General features: G+C 55.6%; 19 protein-coding genes. 11 read left to right on the top strand and 8 right to left on the bottom strand.

What is annotated here, in order from left to right; translation table 11 throughout:
* The first annotated feature begins 211 nt into the window (after positions 1-211).
* Together LZP73_RS18910 and LZP73_RS18905 are read left to right on the top strand one after the other, a co-directional pair.
* Complete coding sequence (locus LZP73_RS18910; RefSeq protein ID WP_234236453.1) at positions 212-751, top strand: YqgE/AlgH family protein; 540 nt, start codon at positions 212-214, stop codon at positions 749-751.
* A gap of 349 nt (positions 752-1,100) precedes the next feature.
* Positions 1,101-1,415 carry a DUF3303 domain-containing protein gene (locus tag LZP73_RS18905; RefSeq protein ID WP_234236452.1) on the top strand — a complete coding sequence of 105 codons (315 nt, stop codon included), beginning with the start codon at positions 1,101-1,103 and terminating at the stop codon, positions 1,413-1,415.
* Positions 1,416-1,489: 74 nt separating this feature from the next.
* On the opposite strand, the gene hppD is transcribed toward LZP73_RS18905, so the two are convergent.
* On the bottom strand, positions 1,490-2,530 hold the full coding sequence (gene hppD / locus LZP73_RS18900; RefSeq protein ID WP_234236451.1) for a 4-hydroxyphenylpyruvate dioxygenase: 1,041 nt from the start codon (positions 2,528-2,530) through the stop codon (positions 1,490-1,492).
* 67 nt (positions 2,531-2,597) lie between these two features.
* Complete coding sequence (locus tag LZP73_RS18895) at positions 2,598-3,758, bottom strand: homogentisate 1,2-dioxygenase (protein ID WP_234236450.1); 1,161 nt, start codon at positions 3,756-3,758, stop codon at positions 2,598-2,600.
* Between the two features lie 260 nt (positions 3,759-4,018).
* Here LZP73_RS18895 and LZP73_RS18890 point away from each other — a divergent pair, with 260 nt between their 5' ends.
* Complete coding sequence (locus LZP73_RS18890) at positions 4,019-4,933, top strand: LysR family transcriptional regulator (RefSeq protein ID WP_234236449.1); 915 nt, start codon at positions 4,019-4,021, stop codon at positions 4,931-4,933.
* Positions 4,934-5,110: 177 nt separating this feature from the next.
* Positions 5,111-5,905, top strand: coding sequence for a TIGR00266 family protein (locus LZP73_RS18885; RefSeq protein ID WP_234236456.1), 795 nt, complete (start codon positions 5,111-5,113; stop codon positions 5,903-5,905).
* A 129-nt stretch (positions 5,906-6,034) separates the two neighbouring features.
* Here the strand turns inward: LZP73_RS18885 and LZP73_RS18880 are convergent, their stop codons facing one another.
* Positions 6,035-6,361: a hypothetical protein gene (locus LZP73_RS18880; RefSeq protein WP_234236448.1), complete on the bottom strand. Its 327-nt coding sequence runs from the start codon at positions 6,359-6,361 to the stop codon at positions 6,035-6,037.
* Position 6,362: 1 nt separating this feature from the next.
* A complete protein-coding gene (locus LZP73_RS18875; protein WP_234236447.1) occupies positions 6,363-6,854 on the bottom strand; it encodes an EVE domain-containing protein in 492 nt (163 codons plus the stop codon).
* A gap of 336 nt (positions 6,855-7,190) precedes the next feature.
* Between LZP73_RS18875 and LZP73_RS18870 the strand changes: the two genes are divergently transcribed.
* From LZP73_RS18870 to LZP73_RS18855, 4 genes are all read left to right on the top strand, one after another.
* On the top strand, positions 7,191-8,912 hold the full coding sequence (locus LZP73_RS18870; protein WP_234236446.1) for an AMP-binding protein: 1,722 nt from the start codon (positions 7,191-7,193) through the stop codon (positions 8,910-8,912).
* A 236-nt stretch (positions 8,913-9,148) separates the two neighbouring features.
* Positions 9,149-9,856 (top strand): transporter substrate-binding domain-containing protein, encoded by a 708-nt coding sequence (locus LZP73_RS18865; RefSeq protein ID WP_234236455.1) that lies wholly within the window; start codon positions 9,149-9,151, stop codon positions 9,854-9,856.
* Between the two features lie 87 nt (positions 9,857-9,943).
* Positions 9,944-10,972, top strand: coding sequence for a M14 family zinc carboxypeptidase (locus tag LZP73_RS18860; protein ID WP_234236454.1), 1,029 nt, complete (start codon positions 9,944-9,946; stop codon positions 10,970-10,972).
* Between the two features lie 49 nt (positions 10,973-11,021).
* Positions 11,022-11,756, top strand: a complete 735-nt coding sequence (locus tag LZP73_RS18855; RefSeq protein ID WP_234236445.1) for an alpha/beta fold hydrolase — start codon at positions 11,022-11,024, stop codon at positions 11,754-11,756.
* A 25-nt stretch (positions 11,757-11,781) separates the two neighbouring features.
* Here the strand turns inward: LZP73_RS18855 and LZP73_RS18850 are convergent, their stop codons facing one another.
* The gene (locus LZP73_RS18850) at positions 11,782-12,189 is read right to left on the bottom strand and encodes a YccF domain-containing protein (protein ID WP_234236444.1); all 408 of its coding nucleotides are present in this window, start codon (positions 12,187-12,189) and stop codon (positions 11,782-11,784) included.
* A gap of 235 nt (positions 12,190-12,424) precedes the next feature.
* Between LZP73_RS18850 and LZP73_RS18845 the strand changes: the two genes are divergently transcribed.
* On the top strand, positions 12,425-13,375 hold the full coding sequence (locus LZP73_RS18845; protein ID WP_234236443.1) for a 1-aminocyclopropane-1-carboxylate deaminase/D-cysteine desulfhydrase: 951 nt from the start codon (positions 12,425-12,427) through the stop codon (positions 13,373-13,375).
* A 438-nt stretch (positions 13,376-13,813) separates the two neighbouring features.
* On the opposite strand, the gene LZP73_RS18840 is transcribed toward LZP73_RS18845, so the two are convergent.
* On the bottom strand, positions 13,814-13,987 hold the full coding sequence (locus LZP73_RS18840; protein ID WP_169562304.1) for a hypothetical protein: 174 nt from the start codon (positions 13,985-13,987) through the stop codon (positions 13,814-13,816).
* Between the two features lie 499 nt (positions 13,988-14,486).
* Between LZP73_RS18840 and LZP73_RS18835 the strand changes: the two genes are divergently transcribed.
* Both LZP73_RS18835 and LZP73_RS18830 read left to right on the top strand, forming a co-directional pair.
* Positions 14,487-15,095: a class I SAM-dependent methyltransferase gene (locus LZP73_RS18835; protein ID WP_234236442.1), complete on the top strand. Its 609-nt coding sequence runs from the start codon at positions 14,487-14,489 to the stop codon at positions 15,093-15,095.
* Positions 15,096-15,209: 114 nt separating this feature from the next.
* Positions 15,210-16,160: a chemotaxis protein CheV gene (locus LZP73_RS18830; RefSeq protein WP_234236441.1), complete on the top strand. Its 951-nt coding sequence runs from the start codon at positions 15,210-15,212 to the stop codon at positions 16,158-16,160.
* A 53-nt stretch (positions 16,161-16,213) separates the two neighbouring features.
* Here the strand turns inward: LZP73_RS18830 and LZP73_RS18825 are convergent, their stop codons facing one another.
* Positions 16,214-16,858: a hypothetical protein gene (locus LZP73_RS18825; RefSeq protein ID WP_234236440.1), complete on the bottom strand. Its 645-nt coding sequence runs from the start codon at positions 16,856-16,858 to the stop codon at positions 16,214-16,216.
* A 51-nt stretch (positions 16,859-16,909) separates the two neighbouring features.
* On the bottom strand, positions 16,910-17,269 hold the full coding sequence (locus LZP73_RS18820) for a DUF2750 domain-containing protein (RefSeq protein ID WP_234236439.1): 360 nt from the start codon (positions 17,267-17,269) through the stop codon (positions 16,910-16,912).
* Positions 17,270-17,369: the final 100 nt, after the last annotated feature.

Here is a 17,369-nt window from a genome sequence, read left to right as displayed (position 1 = left end):
AAACAACCAAGATCAGCGTGCCGATGAAGCAGAAACGCTGCATGATGAAAACCGACTTTCTGGAACGCGTGTTATTAGCCGGTTTTGCCTCTATGGCCAATTAATGCACACTCATGCGGATGCCCTGGTGTGATTTTGGTATCATGAAAGGGATCTTGGGATACCCATTGTATCCTGGTTTTTAATATTTTTAGTCAAGAAAGGATGCACTATGACTTCATTTTTAACTGACAGCCTGATTATTGCTAACCCAGCTATTTCAGATATTCCAAAATTCAGTAATATTGCTGGTCGAGCCATTTATATCATTGAACATTCGGATGCGGGAGCAATAGGTGTGTCACTCAATCAGAGCTTTAGCACTCCTATTGATAAGCTAGCCAAAGAGCTTCCTGCTCTGGTCAATGTAGATTTTGACAGCCTTCTCAGCCCAAAAGTATTGTCTGGTGGCCCAATAGCGGGTGATACTCCTTGGATACTGGGTAAAAAAATGACTCAATATGATAAACAGATTGCCAATGGCGTCTTGGCGATGAATTTTTCCGAGCAAGCTTTCAAAGATAATTTGCGAGAACGTAACTCAATTTGTGGGCTCGGAACATTCGGTTGGGGAGCCGGACAACTGGAAGCTGAACTGGCAAATAGTTTGTGGCATTATTTCCCCGCAAGTGAAGAAGCGTTAAGTGCCATCCCCTTTCCCGATTCGTTCCGCGGTGCAGTCCAGTTGCTGCTTGCCATGAAGTACGACTGACAAACCTCCAGGGGTCTTGGGAGTTAGCCGATTCATGTCTGCCTGATTGGGCCTGGAGCTTCTCCTTTGTCGCCCTGAATGTTGGTGGGTAATTCCCGTGAGCCGGCTCAGGTCCAGTATGCTTAGCGTGAGTGCCTACTTATGTGAATGCCCACTTATGTGAATGCCCACTTATATTGGGCATCACTCGGTAGCTGCTGTATTTCTGGTGATGAGCACAGAACCATCACGGTATTTCCTGCGTTCTTGCGCGCTTTCGGCCTGCTCCAGTGGAGAATGGACTAGGCTTTATGGCGATAGCGCCAAGCCGTTAGGCGATGGCGACATAGAGACGCAGGAGGATAAAGCTATGAAGTATATGATCAGTTGGCTTGAACGCCCACAGGGTTCGGCTGTGGAGTACGAGAACGCGCAGAAGCGGATCCTGGAAGTGTTCGGTCAATGGCAAACGCCCGACAATCTCACCATAGAGCTGTTTGTGGTGCGGGTGGGCGAGTGGGGTGGACACATGTTGGTGGAGTGTGACGATCCCCTGGTGGTCCACAAGGCCTGTTCTACTTTCCCGGCATTCGAGTTTAAGGCATGCCCCGTGGTGCCAGTCGAAGATGCGGTGCGGGTCGAACTCGAGGCGATAGCCTGGCGTGACGGCCTGAAGGGCCAGTGACAGCTTGGCAGTAACAAAAACGGCACCCAGTGGGTGCCGTTTCATTTAGTGGCCAGTCATGGCCTTATTCAGGCTTAGAGCACGCCGCGGCGCATCTGATCGCGTTCGATAGACTCGAACAATGCCTTGAAGTTGCCTTCGCCGAAGCCCAGGTTATTCTTGCGCTGGATGATTTCGATGAAGATAGGGCCGAACAGGTTCTTGGTGAAGATCTGCAGTAAATAGCCCGACTCGTCACCGTCCACCAGGATCTGGTGGTGCTTGATGCGTTCCCTGTCTTCTGTCACCTGTGGCAGTTTGTCGAAGATGGTGTCGTAGTACTCAGGGATGATGTCCAGACACTCGATAGAAGTGCCTTCCATCGCATCCAGTGAAGCCACTATGTCACGGGTTCTGAAGGCCAGATGTTGTACCCCTGGACCATTGTATTCATTCAGGTATTCGTCAATCTGGTTCTTGTCGTTGCCTTTGCCTTCGTTGATCGGAATGCAGAAGCTGCCGTCCGGAGAGCGCAGGGCGTAGGAGACCAGGGCGGTTTGTACGCCGCTGATGTCGAAGTAGCGCACTTCGGTGAAGCCGAAGATGTCCTTGTAGAAGTTGGCCCAGTGTTCCATGGTGCCTTTATAGACATTGTTGGTCAGGTGATCGACTTCCATGAAGCCTTTCTCCTGGGTGATCACCGGCTCGTCCAGATCTTCGAAGTCTGTGGCGTAGATGTTATTGTCGGCGCCGAAGGTATCGATGAAATAGATCAGGCTGTCGCCTATGCCGTAGATCGCCGGGTAAGGCATGTCTGTGCCGGCAGGATCGGCCGGCTTGGCACCACGCTCTACCGCAGTGTCGAAGGCGAATTGGGCATCTTCGACGCGCCAGCCCATGGAGCAGATAGCCGGGCCGTGGGACTTGGCGAACTCGGCCGAGAAGCCTTCGCGGCCCTTGTTGAGCAGGAAGTTAATGTCGTTCTGCTTGTAATACAGAATGTCTTTGTTTTTTGCCTTTTTCAGCAGTGAAAAGCCAAAGTCGATGAAGACCTTATGCATAAAATCGCTGTCAGGGCTCGCGAATTCGGTAAATTCGATACCTAATAAGCCGAGTGGGTTCTGTTCGCTTGCCATGGTACTTTCCTCATTTCAATTATCGTCTTGCCGGTCATTCTGCGATGACCTTGCGTTGGGATTGAGATTAATCTTCAATCCAGGAACGGTTGTAATCCGGGCTCATGCACTTGTGTACATGTTCGGTCAGTTGCAGCGGGGCGAAGGTATCGACCATCACCGCGTATTCGTAAGTCTCTTTCTTGCCTATGGAGGCCTCGGTGCGACCCGGCTGTGGCCCATGGGGCACACCTTTCTGGTGCAGGGTCAGGTAACCCGCTTCTATGCCGGTACGGCTCATGAAGTCGCCATCGACGTAATACAGCACTTCGTCGCTGTCTATGTTGTTATGATAGTAAGGCGCGGGAATGGATTTGGGATGGAAATCGTAAGGGCGCGGCACAAAGTTACAGATGACGAAGTTGTGGGCGGTAAACACCAGATGATCCGAGGGTGGCAAGTGGATCTGACCCACCTTGGGCGCGTATTCCGTGATGTTGAAGGCCCAGGGATAGACGCAGCCGTCCCAACCGACGAGATCGAAGGGGTGCCATTGCAGTGTCATCTTCTGATACTTGTCGCCGAATTTACACACCAGCGGGAAGGCGCCGGATTCCACCACGGCATCCTGCAGTTCCGGGGTGCGGATGTCGCGCTCACAATAGGGCGCCGACTCAAGCAACTGACCGTATTCGTTGCGGAAATGCTTGGGCACTTCCACCATGGAGAAGGACTCTATGACGAACAGGCGCACGTTGGCGTAATCGCTGAACTTGAGCTGATAGGTGGTGCCGCGGGGGATCACCAGATAGTCCCATTGCTTGACTTCCAGGGTGCCATATTCGCTGTAGAGAGTACCTTGGCCCTGGTGGACGAACACCACTTCATCGGCATAGGCGTTGCGGTAAAATTCGTCCGTGTCCCGGGTCACCTTGGCGGTGTACAGGGCGAGATCTTTATTGTAAAAAATCTTGTTGCGGGCGCTGAAGAAGTTACCCTCACAGTCGGCGACCCGAGAGTCGAGCTTGTAGTTCTGGATCAGCGGGTCGTCCCAGGCTTCGCCATGACCCAGGGCATAAGGCGCCACTTCCAATGCCTTGGTCGGCATGTTGTGGTGATATTTATTGGAATAAATATTGGAAAAGCCATGGGTGGAGAACAGCTCTTCGCGGTAAAGTTCGCCGTTCTCTTTTTCAAACGCGATATGGCGCTTGTGGGGGATCTGCCCTTGTTTCACATAAAATGGCATCTTTGCTGTTCCTCGAACTGGGTCGCTGGTTATCTGTATCGACTCTGGTGTGCGCCTCTGGTGCCGTATCCGTACCACAGGGTTCGCGAAATGAGCCTGTACTCTGATCTATCTCTCAATTTAGTTGCTCAGATGAACAAAAAAAAGAATAATAAATGGTGCATCTCAATCAAAAAATAAGATGGTAATCTTGGCGTTACGGATTTGACGATAAAAACGCCATAAGTTAATGAATAAGCAGGTGAAACCAAGGGAAGAACATGCGGATCGATGTCGACAGCTTCAAGGTATTGCAGGTGCTGGTGGAGGAGGGCAGTTTCGCCAAGGCCGCTGAGCGGCTGCATAAGGCGCAATCCGCCGTCAGCTACCAGGTGAAAAAGCTCGAAGAACACCTGGGAGTACAGTTGTTCAACCGTGAGCAATACCGTGCCGAATTGACACCCGAGGGGCAGGTGATCCTGGCCGAGGGCCAAAGGTTGTTGCAACATCTGGCCAATATAGAACATCTGGCGAGCCGCTTCAGCGAGGGCTGGGAGCCTAAGTTGGAGCTGGTGATCGACGGTGCCTTGCCGATGGAACCCATAATGACGGCACTCAAGCGCATGGCCGAGCATAAGATCCCCACCAAGATCCAGCTCAACATGGAGTTCCTCGGCGGGGTGCAGCACAGGTTCGAGCGCGACAATGCCGATCTCATGTTGGTGAAAGACTATCGCACCGGCCCCTATTATCATCCCCAGGCGTTGCCGGAAATTACCAGCGTGTTGGTGGCGGGCGCAGGCCATCCCCTGACACAGATGCGGGGCATCAGCCTGGCCGAGTTGCAGCAGCATGTGGAGCTGACCATAGACGACTCATCGCCGGTGAAGAGCAACAGGGACGAGTTGCAGTTCGGTGGTGACAAGGTGTTCTATCTTTCCGGCTTCATCATGAAGAAGAACGCCTTGCTCAAGGGGCTGGGCTTCGGCTGGATGCCGGACTTCCTGATCCATGAAGAATTGGCCGAGGGCAGCCTGGTGGAGGTCGATTTCGTCGGTGGCAGCCGCTATCGTTTCACCCCGCAGTTGGTGTCGACCCTGGAGCGGCCACTGGGACGGGCGGGACGCCTGTTCACTGAGCTTATCCTCGAAGAGTTTGCCAAGGCGCAGCCGCTGACGGATCCCGGCCTGGGCTGAGCTTGGCTGCCGACAATAAAGGGACGAATTTTTAGGGGGAAAAGCGCGGCAGAGAAAAAACTTGTCACCATGACATTTTATGTCATAGGCTAAGGGTTCGGCTCGCGACGGATCCAGGCGGATGAAGACAGAGCCAAGTAATTAACCAGCAAGGTGCGCAAGCGCCAAGGAGTGATGATGAGCAGACGTTGCCACGAAGTGGATTATGAGATCAAGGGCCACAGCATGCAGTTGGTGGAAGTGGAACTGGACCCCAATGAAACTGTGATCGCCGAAGCCGGTGCCATGAATTATATCGAACAGGACATCAGCTTCGAAGCCAAGATGGGCGATGGCTCCGAGCCAGAGTCGGGTTTCTTCGGCAAGGTGCTGGGAGCCGGCAAGCGGGTGCTGACCGGCGAGAGCATCTTCATGACCCATTTCACCAATCAGGGGCAGGCTAAGCGCAGAGTCGCCTTCGCCGCGCCTTATCCAGGCACCATATTGGCTATCGATCTCGCCGAGCATAGAGGTGAACTCATCTGCCAGAAAGACAGTTTCCTGGCCGCGGCGCTGGGCACTAAGGTCAGCATGAAGTTCAATCGCCGTTTGGGAACAGGTTTCTTCGGCGGCGAGGGCTTCATACTCCAGAGCCTGCAGGGGGATGGCATGGTATTCGTGCATGCCGGCGGTACCCTGATAAAGAAAGAACTCAAGGGCGAGACTCTGAGGGTCGATACCGGCTGCCTGGTTGGCTTCACCCCGGGGATCGACTATGACATAGCGCGGGCCGGTTCGCTCAAGTCCATGGTGTTCGGCGGTGAGGGCCTGTTCCTGGCGACCCTGTCCGGCCATGGCACAGTATGGCTGCAGAGCCTGCCATTCTCGCGTATGGCGGATCGCATCATAGCCCATGCGCCTTCGAGCGGCGGCAGCGACAGGGGAGAAGGTTCTGTGCTGGGCGGCCTGGGGCGCATGTTGGACGGCCGCTAATTGTTAGTTGCCGGTTACTGGTTGCACGGCAGCGACTCACTGAGAGTGCAGCCGTCTACATAAATGACACCCAATAAAAAAGTCCCCATAACTCACGAGTTAAGGGGACTTTTTTAGTGTTCATGCGCATCAGTGGTGATTGAGGATCTCCAGGATCTCCCGGGTGTCGGCATGGAGCCTGAACCAGGTGCCTTCTATGTCCAGGGTAATGCTGCCATCTTGTCCCACGGGCACCCGCACCTGGCCACGGTCATAGAGATCCTGCTCCAGGGTATCGCCCCTGTGGTACTTCTTCTGCCAGCCCGGCGGCAGGGGTTCGCCTCTGGCGAGTTTTTTCTGTAGCCCGGGCGGCAACGCCTTGCCTTTCTTGTCATGGTCGTCGTGTTTGGCCAATGCGCTCTGACTGGCGAGCAGGGTGAAGGCCGCAGTGGCGAGTATCAGTATCTTGCTGTTCATCTTATGCTCCTGTTGTCTCATGGTGCGTTGGCTCTGCCGCCATGTGGCAGATGAATTGCCATTCGTCTGCGGTGACCGGTTGAATACTGAGTCTGGCACCTTTCTTGACTAAATACATCTCGGCCAGCGCGGGCGTGGCCTTGATCTCACTCAGGCTGATGTTACGGTCGAATTTTTTAACGAAGCCGATATCGACACAGAGCCAGCGTGGGCTCTCCGGGCTGGACTTGGGATCATGGTAGGCCGAGTCCGGGTCGAAGGCGCTGGCATCCGTATAGGCTGCCGAGGTGACCCTGGCTATGCCCACTATCCCGGGCACCTTGCAGCTGGAGTGATAGAAGAACACCTCATCACCCTCCTGTATGGCGTCACGGATGAAGTTGCGCGCCTGGTAGTTGCGTATGCCTTGCCAGGGTTCGGCCTGCGGCGCCTTGGCGTGTAAATCATCGATACTGAACTCATGGGGTTCAGATTTCATCAACCAGTAGTTCATCGTCTGTCCTGCTATGGGGAACTGCGGCTATTGTCCCGGTGAGCGCGGCCGAACTCAAGGCGTTTTTTGCCTGCTTGCGGGCGAGTCCCTGTCCGGTTAAGTTCGGGTTCAGCCTGGGGCGCTTGCGAACATAGGGTGAGAATACCCTGGCCAGCGGATGGCGGCTCCCCGGGGCACCCCGCCTTTAGTCTAATGCCTTGGGGTTTTACTTGTGATCCGGGCCCGGCTTTCGTTAGATTGGGTCAATAATAAGAAATCAGCCAGCATGGAGGCCCAATGTCTATTTCAGTTCCACTTGCACAATCACAATCACAATCACAATCACAATCACAGCCTATGCCAGAGTCAGCCCCGGCCGTTGCCGAGCCAAGGTTTCCCTTGAGTCAGAGCCTGTATGCCGGCAGCAGCGCCTGTGCCCTGACCGAACTGACCATAGGCCAATATTTCGATCGCATCGCCGAGGAGCATGCCGACAGGCTGGCCCTGGTGGTGCAGCATCAGGACATACGCTGGGATTATCGCCAATACAGGCAACGGGTCGATGCCCTGGCAACGGGCCTGTTGGCCCTTGGAATAGCACCGGGCGACAGGGTGGGGATCTGGTCGCCCAACAAGGTCGAGTGGTGTCTGACCCAATTCGCCACCGCCAAGATAGGCGCCATCATGGTGTGCATCAACCCCGCCTATCGGCCGGAAGAATTGCACTATGCGCTGGACAACGTCGGCTGCCGGGCCATCATCTGCGCCGACAGCTTCAAGTCGAGCAACTATCTGCAGATGCTCTATGAGCTCTTGCCCGAGTTGAGGCAGTGCCGGCCGGGGAGACTCGAGGCCAAGGCCTTGCCCAAGCTGGAGATGGTGATCCGCACCGGAGCCGACGCTTCGGCCGGGATGCTGAACTTCGATGCCGTGACCCGCCTTGGGGGGGAACCCGAATACCAGCGCCTGGCCGAGATAGCGACCCGGCTCAAGAGCGAAGATGCCATCAATATCCAGTTCACCTCGGGCACCACGGGCAACCCCAAGGGGGCGACTCTATCCCACAGGAACATACTCAACAATGGCCTCCTGGTGAGCGAGGCCATGAACCTGAGCTGTGAAGATAAAATTTGCATTCCCGTGCCCCTGTATCATTGCTTCGGCATGGTACTGGGCAGCCTGGTGTGCCTGGCCAAGGGCGCGGCGGCGGTATTTCCCGGGGAGTCGTTCGATGCCCGCACCACGCTGGAAGTGGTCCAGCGGGAGCGCTGCACCGGCCTGCATGGGGTGCCGACCATGTTTATCGCCGAGCTGGAACTGGCGGACTTTGCCGATTACGACCTGTCCAGCCTGCGCACCGGCATCATGGCCGGCGCCACCTGCCCGGAAGAAGTGATGACCCGGGTACAAGATCTCATGTATATGCGTGAGGTGCTCATAGGTTATGGCCAGACGGAATGCAGCCCGATCAATAACATGACCGAAATCGATTCACCGCTGGAGAAGCGGGTCTGCACAGTGGGGCGCGCGTTGGCGCATACCGAGGTCAAGATAGTCGATGAGCTGGGCGAGATAGTGCCCCTGGGCCAGCCGGGCGAGGTGTGCAGCCGTGGTTATGGGGTGATGCTGGGCTATTGGAATGACCCGGCCAAGACGGCGGAGACCATAGATGCTCAGGCCTGGCTGCACTCGGGGGACTTGGGGGAAATGGACGCGCAGGGCTATGTCAAAATTGTCGGCCGCATCAAGGACATGATCATCCGCGGTGGCGAGAATATCTACCCGAGGGAAATTGAAGAGAAACTCTATCGGCATCCGGATATTCAGGATGCCGCCGTGTTCGGGGTACAGAGCGACAAATACGGCGAGGAGGTCTGTGCCTGGATCAAGACCCGCCCCGGCAGCGAGCTGGGCGAGGAGGAGGTGCGGCATTTCCTCACCGAGAAGATCGCCTACTTCAAGGTGCCCAGGTACATCAAGTTTGTCGAGACCTATCCCATGACGGTTACAGGCAAGATCCAGAAGTTCAGGATGCGTGAGCTCATGTACCAGGAGCTGCACCGGGCGATTAACGCCTGAAGCTAAATTGCCGCCAATCAATCTGTTAGCTTTTGCGGGACAGGGCGCATCCGCCGCTGTCCCGGCGAAAGTTCCGCTATACTCAGCTGTGATCTAGTCAAGATGGGACTCGCCTCGGGCGGTCGCCTAAGCCTGTTGCCAATCAGCCGAGGATCTAACCTATGCCGGCCAAGTCAGCCATGACCCAGACTCTGTTCGCTCGCCTGCTCAAGTCGCTGCGCCGCTGCGCCTGGCTCATGCTCTGTCTGCCCCCCCAGCTGCAGGCCGAGGTGCTGCATCTGACCTCCTTGCACTGGCCGCCTTACTCGAGCCAGAACCTGGCCAATCAGGGGGCGGCCGTGGCTGTGGTCAGGGCGGCGGTCGAGGCCATGGGCCATGAGCTGGAGGTGGATTTTTACCCCTGGAGCAGGGCCATCAAGCTGGCCAATATGCCCAATGCCCAATATGTGGGTTACTTTCCTGAGTACGGCTTTAAAACCGATAAATACCTGTTCTCCTCGTCTCTCGGCAGCAGCCCTCTGGGACTGGTCGAGCAGAAGTTGCACCCCATAAGTTGGGTGCAGCTCAGGGATCTGAATCAATATACCCTGGGGGTGGTGAGAGATTATGTGAATACCGAAGAGCTGGACGCCATGATCTCGGCCGGCGTCCAGAAAGTGGAGTTTTCCAGTTCGGATGAACACAATGTCAGGAAGGTGGCCGCCGCCAGGGTCGATGCCGCGGTGATCGATGTGCATGTGCTCAATTATATTCTCAAGCAGGGTGGCTTCGAGGGCCTGGCCAGTCGTCTGCAGGTTAACCGGCGCCTGCTGGCCGACAAGCAGCTCTATATCGCCTTTCAGAACAGCGCGCAAGGTCGGCGCTGGCGCGCAATAACTGATGCCGGATTGCAGAAGATCGATGTTGCCAAAATTCTGCATGACAACCTCGGCCAGACCCCTTGAGTCAGGCATTGGGGTCGCCGTCATGTCATAAATTTGTCGTCTGGCGTCGCTACAATTTCGCTTGGTTTTGTCTCAATGAAGCACACTATGCATAGGCCACCTTTCGAGCTGGATACCTTGAGCCAGCTGATAGCAGCACACGAGTCGGTGTTACGTCACCGGGTGTTGGCCGAGATCCCCCATCTTGACCGGGCCCTGCCGCTCTACAGTGTCGAGCTCGGCTGCCAGTCGCCGGGCTGCCCGACCGTGTTGTTTGTCGGTGGGGTACATGGTGTCGAGCGCATCGGTTCCCAAGTGATCCTGGCCCTGCTCACCAGTTTGCTGCATCGGCTCGACTGGGACAGGCATCTCAGGCAATTGCTGACCGGGGTCAGGCTGGCCTTCGTGCCTGTGGTGAACCCGGTCGGGATACTCAAGGGCAGCCGGGGCAATGGCAATGGTGTCGACCTGATGCGCAATGCCCCCATAGAGGCCAGCGACAGGGTGACCTTCATGGTGGGGGGACAGAGGGTGTCGCCGCGCCTGCCCTGGTACCGGGGTCATAACGGCATGGAGCTGGAAACGGCGGCGTTGGTGGATTATGTCAAGCAGCTGCTGGCCGGCAGCTCCAGCCTGATGTCTCTCGATGCGCATTCGGGCTTCGGCCTGACAGATCATATCTGGTTTCCCTTCGCCGGCGCCCATAAGCCCATTCCTGCGGTCGGTCACGTATATCGTCTCAAGCGGGTCTTCGAGACCAGTTATCCGCATCATGGTCACTATGGCTTGGCGCCCCAGAGCAGGTTCTACCGCACCCATGGTGACATCTGGGATTATCTGGTGACATCCCACTCGGGCGAGACGCCCTTCGTGCCCTTCACCCTGGAGATGGGATCCTGGGCCTGGATCAAGAAAAATCCGCGCCAGGTGTTCAACTTCGCGGGGTTCTTCAATCCACAGAAGACCCATAGGCACCATAGGATCTTGCGTCGCCATACTGTGCTGATGCAGTTCATGATGGATCTCGCCTACGCCAGGGCATTGGAAGGGGTGCCGGCGAGCGAACTGGCACTGGCCACGGAGGAGGCGATACGCCTGTGGTATTCCGGGGAGCCAGGCCCAGCGGCCGGCACTTAAGCACATTTTCCGGGAGAGCGGACATCAACCTGGCTGGAGGAGGCATAGATTGGCGACTTGGGTATTGCTGCGGGGCCTGATGCGGGATCACAGGCATTGGCAGGGGTTTGAGCATAGGCTGAAGGAACAGGGATTGGCGGTCATCACCCCAGATCTGCCGGGCAATGGTGAGCTGGCCCATGAAGTCAGTCCGGCGCATATGCGCGACTATGCCGACGCCGTCTGGCGGCAGCTGGGTCAGGCAAATGACTTGCATCTGGTGGGCCTGTCCATGGGCGGCATGCTGGCGCTGGAGATGGCCAGGCAAGCGCCCGAACGCATCGCCAGGGTGTTTCTGCTCAACTGCAGCGCCGCCAACCTTTCCCCCTGGTACCAGAGATTCAGTCCCATGGGACTCCTCAAGGCCTGCATAGGCTGCAGGAAGAGCCTGCATCTCAATCTGCTGGAATCGCTCATTATCAAGCTGACCAGCTACCGACATGGCAGGGATTTCGGGCTGATAAGCCAGTGGAGTGATTTGCGCCGCGTCAACCATACCCGCTGGCGCAATCTGCTGAGACAGGTATGGGCGGCGGCGCACTTTCGGGCGCCGGCGGCAATAGGGGTACCTCTGGTGCTCATCTATGGCCGCGAAGACAGGCTGGTAAACCCTGTCTGCAGTTATCGGCTGGCGCGTTTCTACCGTCTGGACGTCAGTGAGCTGCCCCATTGCGGCCATGATATCGCGCTGGATAATCCGGAGGCGCTGTTAGCCTTGCTGCTGGACAGGCGCCGGTCGCCATGAATCTCTGGTATCGGCGCCGTTTGTGTCAGTCACTGGCAACAACGCTCTGACCTATGGGGGTCAGGCTGAGCATGGCCAATTTCAGGTGCTGAATACCGAAGGGTATGCCTATGATGGTGATGAAGCAGGCGAAGGCATGCATTATATGTCCCAGGGCAAGCCAGAAGCCGAACAGCAGGAACCAGATGATATTTCCCAGGGTGCCAAAGGCGCCCGTGCCTATGTCATCCCGACCCGTTAAGCGCCTGCGGTTGATCTGTTCCTGACCGAAGGGCCAGAAGGTCATCTCGCCTATGACGAAGCAGGCGCGCCCGAAGGGGATGCCTATGATGCTGATGAAGCAGAGGATGCCCGCCAGCCACCAGGCCAGTCCCATGACGAAACCACCCAGAACAAACCAGGCGATGTTGAAGATTAATCTCAGTAGTGCCATCTAATACTCCTTGCTGTGAAGCGTGTTTTTCCCGACTCATGCACCTGTTAAGCCAGAATCATGCCAACACGTAAGCTATTGATATTTATGGTGTGAAGCCAGGGGTCGAATGCAGGAATAGTGAGTTTTAACACTAAATGGTGAAAATGCCACTGCCATGGGGGCGGCAGAAAGTCGCTGCCAGCGCGGCGCTGCTGGAGTACAATTAGCCCATCTTGTGGTTAATCTTCCCCTTATGCTGACTCCTTCTCCCGTCGATACTGTGTCTTTCAATGGCAAGCAAGTTTACGTCAAGCGTGATGAGCTCTTGGATCTGGCGCACCCGGATGCGACCGCTGCCGGCTGCCCAAGTGGCTTCAGCGGCAACAAGGCACGCAAGTTCGCCTATTTCCTCGACCATGAGTTCCCCGGCATCACCAGGCTGGTGGGCCATGGTTCCCCCCAGGCCAATTCCCTCTATAGCCTGTCGGTGCTGGCCAGGTTGAAAGGCTGGCAACTGGATTATTATGTCGATCATATCGCCGCCCAGCTCAGGCAACAGCCCTGCGGCAACTATGCCGCCGCACTGGCCATGGGGGCCAACATAGTGGCGCTGGACCCATTGGCATCGACCGCCGGCCTCGGCTGCGCCGAGTATATTGCCGGGCATGTATTGCCCGGCCATGAGGACATACTGTTCGTGCCCGAAGGCGGCCGCTGCGGTTATGCCGAATACGGCGTGAGTCAGTTGGGGCAGGAAATCGTCACCTGGGTACAGGCTCAGGGGATAAGGGAGCTTAAGCTGTTTCTGCCGTCGGGGACCGGGACTACGGCCTTGTTCCTGAACAAGTACTTCATGAATGTGCAGGCCGACATCGACGTGCTCACCTGCGCCGTGGTCGGCGGTGAAGATTACCTCAGGCTGCAATTTTCCCAGCTCTGTCCCGAGACAGAGTTTCACCCCAGGATAGTGCCCTTGGCCAAAAAGTATCACTTCGGCAAGCTCTACCCTGAGTACTATCGTATGTGGAAACAGGCCTGTGCCACAGGCATAGAGTTCGAACTCCTGTACGATCCCCTCGGCTGGTTGGTGGTCGAAGGCTTGTTGGCGGCCGAGCCAGGGATACGCCTCATGTACCTGCATCAAGGAGGGCTGTTGGGGAACGACAGCATGCTGCCAAGGTACAGGCGTAAATACGGCCCCTAACACTGTCAACGCAGTGCCAGTGCCATATGGAGGCGAGCTTTTTCAACCTCTGTGTCTGACTATGTTCCTGAGCCTTGCCATGTCCGGGGACGAGCAGATAGGGTGATGTTGAATGACCATTGTTGGCTGACGGGCAAAAGGTATTTGGCAAGGGTATGTGCGAGGGTTAGTCATTTGGTCAGGCGGGATCTGTGTGAGATAAGATGCGCCTGAGCCAAATGTGTAACGTCTTATGGGGTGAGCCAGACTACTCCTGCGAGTCGCTGCCTCTCTCGGTTAACATCCGGTACGAGTGAGAGGGAAAAGTACCGAGAAGCGATGTTAAGCAAGTTTTTCATGAGTCTCAAATCGATTTGCTATCGATTGTCCGGCGAGAATCATTGCATCAATCCGCTTAATGTGGGCGGTATCGACGCCTGTGCCTAAGCTTGTGAGGGCTTATTTGTTGGCAGACAACAACCATTTCATAAATGTCAGCGCTTCGGTGCGCTTGGAAAAGGTTTGTTTGTTTTTACCTTGTCTGTCGGTAAAAGCAATCGAGGTTTTGTTTACTGAAATTGAATCAACCGGAAAGCTAACTGTAATTTCATGACCATTAATATTGTATGACATAGTGCATACTCCTTTATAAATTTGCGTGTTCACCCTGGGGTGATTTAGTTATAACTATAAAATATCCTTAGCTTTTTTTGCGAAAGATGAATTCTAGTGAGTCTCGAGGTTACCCATCTTTCTTCACTTAATCAAGCCCGGTTTGAGGTAAGACTCATTTGTGAGTGCAGACATCGAACGCCATGACTTGATAAAACAGTTGACCACAGCTTTATGACAGCAGTGTGACTTCAGCGAGAGAGGGTCGAGCTTGTAGTGTTGGTATTTTCTTGTGAGGACCGGACGTTGAAAACGTCGGTATAAAAAGACAAACGACAAGGTGGATCTCAAAACGTTCGTCATACTAGCACCGCTGACGATTAATGCAAGCCTTATCTGAACATTTATTGTTCTGTATCCGGCGCGGCGCCCACAGCCAGGGCTCGGGATAGTGGCCTGTGTGTGGCAGAATACGGCTTATAGCAGGCATCCAGGGTGGGTGCCGACAGGGGGAGAACGTATGAAGTTGAATCGATTGGAAACATACCTGGTAGCCCATCCCTGGCGGCATTGGCTGCAGGCCAGGCTAGAGGCGCCCCTGTTGCTGTCCCTGTTCGAGGGTGATGTCGGTCCTGTGCCGGCGGCGCTGGAAATAGGCTGCGGCTTCGGGCAGGGGATAGACATCATCCGCCGGCGCTTTGGCGCCATGCATGTCAGCGCCATAGATCTGGACCCGCAGATGGTCGCCGCCGCGAGGGCGCGCCATCCCGGCTGTGACTGGCTGGATGTCCGCCGGGGCAATGCCTGTGAGCTGGCATTTGCCGACAACAGCTTCGACATGGTGTTCGATTTCGCCGTGTTGCACCATGTTCCCGACTGGCAGCGGGCCGTGGATGAGGTCGCCAGGGTGCTGCGACCCGGGGGCTACTTTGTGATCGAAGATCTCTACCGGGCGGCCATCTGCAATCCCCTCAGCCGACGGCTGTTTGTGCATCCGCAGCATAACAGGTTCGACCACGGCGACATATTGCGGCAGTTGGCGCTGGCCGGATTCGAGATAGTCAAGGCCCGCAACCTGCTGCAGCTGGCGGGCATGGTACTGGCGCGAAAGCGCACCCCAAATAATTAAATTGCTGAATATTAGGCGTTTAGTCTGGTTTTTCCGTCACGAGTATCGTTATAATCCCTGGCTCAAAGGTCAAAAAGTAGGCCGGAATGGATTTAGGATTGAGGCATTCAGGATATGGCAAACGTTTTAGCGTCCGTCGATCAACGCACTAAGCTGGTGGGTGAGAACCGGCTCGAACTGTTATTGTTTCGGATTAATTCGACCCAGTTATTTGCGATCAATGTATTTAAAGTCAAGGAAGTGGTGAAAGTGCCCAGGCTGAGCCTCTTGCCGGAGAGCCATCCCAATATCTGTGGTGTCGCCAAGATCCGCAACATGTCCATTCCCGTGATCAACCTGCGCGCCGCCATCGGCTTTTCCCCCATGCCAGAGTCGGAGGAAACCAACCTCATCATCACAGAATATAACCAGAGTGTGCAGGGGTTTCTGGTCGGTAAGGTTGAGCACATAGTCAACATGACCTGGGGTGATATCATGCCGCCACCCAAGGCGGTAGGACGCAACACCTACCTGACGGCCATCACCCGCATGGAGTATCAGGGGTTATCCCAGCTGGTGTCCATCATAGATGTGGAGAAGGTGTTGGCGGAGATCATCAGTTACGACGTCTGCGTGTCGGATGGCGTGCTGGATCATGAGCTGGTGCCGCATATGCCGGGACGGAAGATCCTCATAGTCGATGATTCGGCCACCGCCCGGCGTCAGGTGGCTGATACCCTCAGGCCCCTGGGGCTGGAGATCATCGAGGCCTGTGACGGCCTGCAGGCGCTCACCTTGTTGCAGCAATGGCGCGATCAGGGGAAATCTGTGGCCGATGAGTTGTTGATGATGATAACGGATGCGGAAATGCCTGAGATGGACGGCTATAAGCTGACCCATGAGGTCAGGTGCGACAAGGACATGAAAGATCTCTATATCACCTTGAACACCTCATTGAGTGGCAGTTTCAATCATGCCATGGTAGAGAAAGTGGGCTGCAATCGTTTCATCGCCAAGTTCCAACCGGATCTGCTGGTTGGGGTGGTGCAGGAAAGGTTGCAGGGGCTGCTCGATGCCGCGGCCTGATGCCCATGGTTTGATGACTGTGGTCTAATGCCTATGGCCCGAGCCATGCCTAGCTAGTCGCTGGCCAGTTCTTCGGCGATATCCTGTAACAGCCGGCGCTTCATTTCTTGACTGACGCCTATATGCATGCGGCATAGGCGCACTGCATGGCCGAAACGTTCCCGTCCCAGGAGGCCGAGCAGCTTGGCGAGCAAGTCCTTGTCCAGGCTGAGGCTATTGCCATAGTGGTTGATGGCGGCATTGACTGAGCGGAAGTCCAGGCCGTCGAAACTGAAGCCTGAGCTATGGCCATGATCATCCAGCAAGACACCGTCCAAACTCAGCGGCCAGCCGGGCGCATTGACCCTGTCGCGGGCAATTTCGTACATCATCCAGGCATTTTCCCTGAACCCGGACAATATCTTGCAGGAAAATTCCGACTCGGCCAGCTCTTCAGGGGTCCAGTTGATACCTATGGCCAGGTGCTTGGCATAGAGGCGCAGCAAATCATCCTTCACCGCCATGCGGCAGTCCCAGATGGAGGTCAGTCGGTGTTTTCTGGCCAGCTGCAGGCATTCCTTGCAGGCGGGCACTGTCAGTGAAGGGTGCGGAGTAGAGGGCTGCGCCGGGTATTCGAAGCTCAGGTTGCTCGGCTCCCCACAGAACCAGCAGGTATGACGTTTGTCGAAAGGGATATCGACCAGGGTTGCCATGGACATCAGGGGCAGGCGCGGCCTGCACCCCATGTCACAAGGGCGATAGCGAGAGGCTTAGGCTTCTTCGACATCGACTAATTCTTTGGCCAGCACTATGGGATCCAGCTCGAAACAGTCCTGATCCGTTTCCCAATCGACACCAATCAAGACGCCATCGTCGTTCAGATCTGAGACCCAGAACTCCAGAAACTCATCCAGAGTGATAGCAACTGCCTGATAATCTTGCCATTCGTCGCAGCAATGGCTCTTGGCCGCTGCCTGGCTGGACCAGAGAGGCATCACATCTGTGGCTTCAAACTCGGATGAATCACAAACGACCCAACCTTCGCCGGTTTCATCTTGCAGACCCCAGAGGAGCTGATCTTGTTTTACATTTTCGATAAAGCCAGCCAGTGCCGGATTGATTTCAGTCATGATAGGTCTCTTTGGTGTGTGCTGATAACGGCTTCATTATACGGCAACGGCAGCATAGGCCAAGGGATTCTTTGTTAAGATTTTTTTGTGGCCCCAGACA

This window comes from Shewanella sp. AS16, assembly GCF_021412365.1.
GTDB classification, from domain to species: domain Bacteria; phylum Pseudomonadota; class Gammaproteobacteria; order Enterobacterales; family Shewanellaceae; genus Shewanella; species Shewanella salipaludis.
The sequence above is the reverse complement of the archived record's forward strand: the minus strand, read 5'-3'. Positions and strand labels throughout refer to the sequence as shown.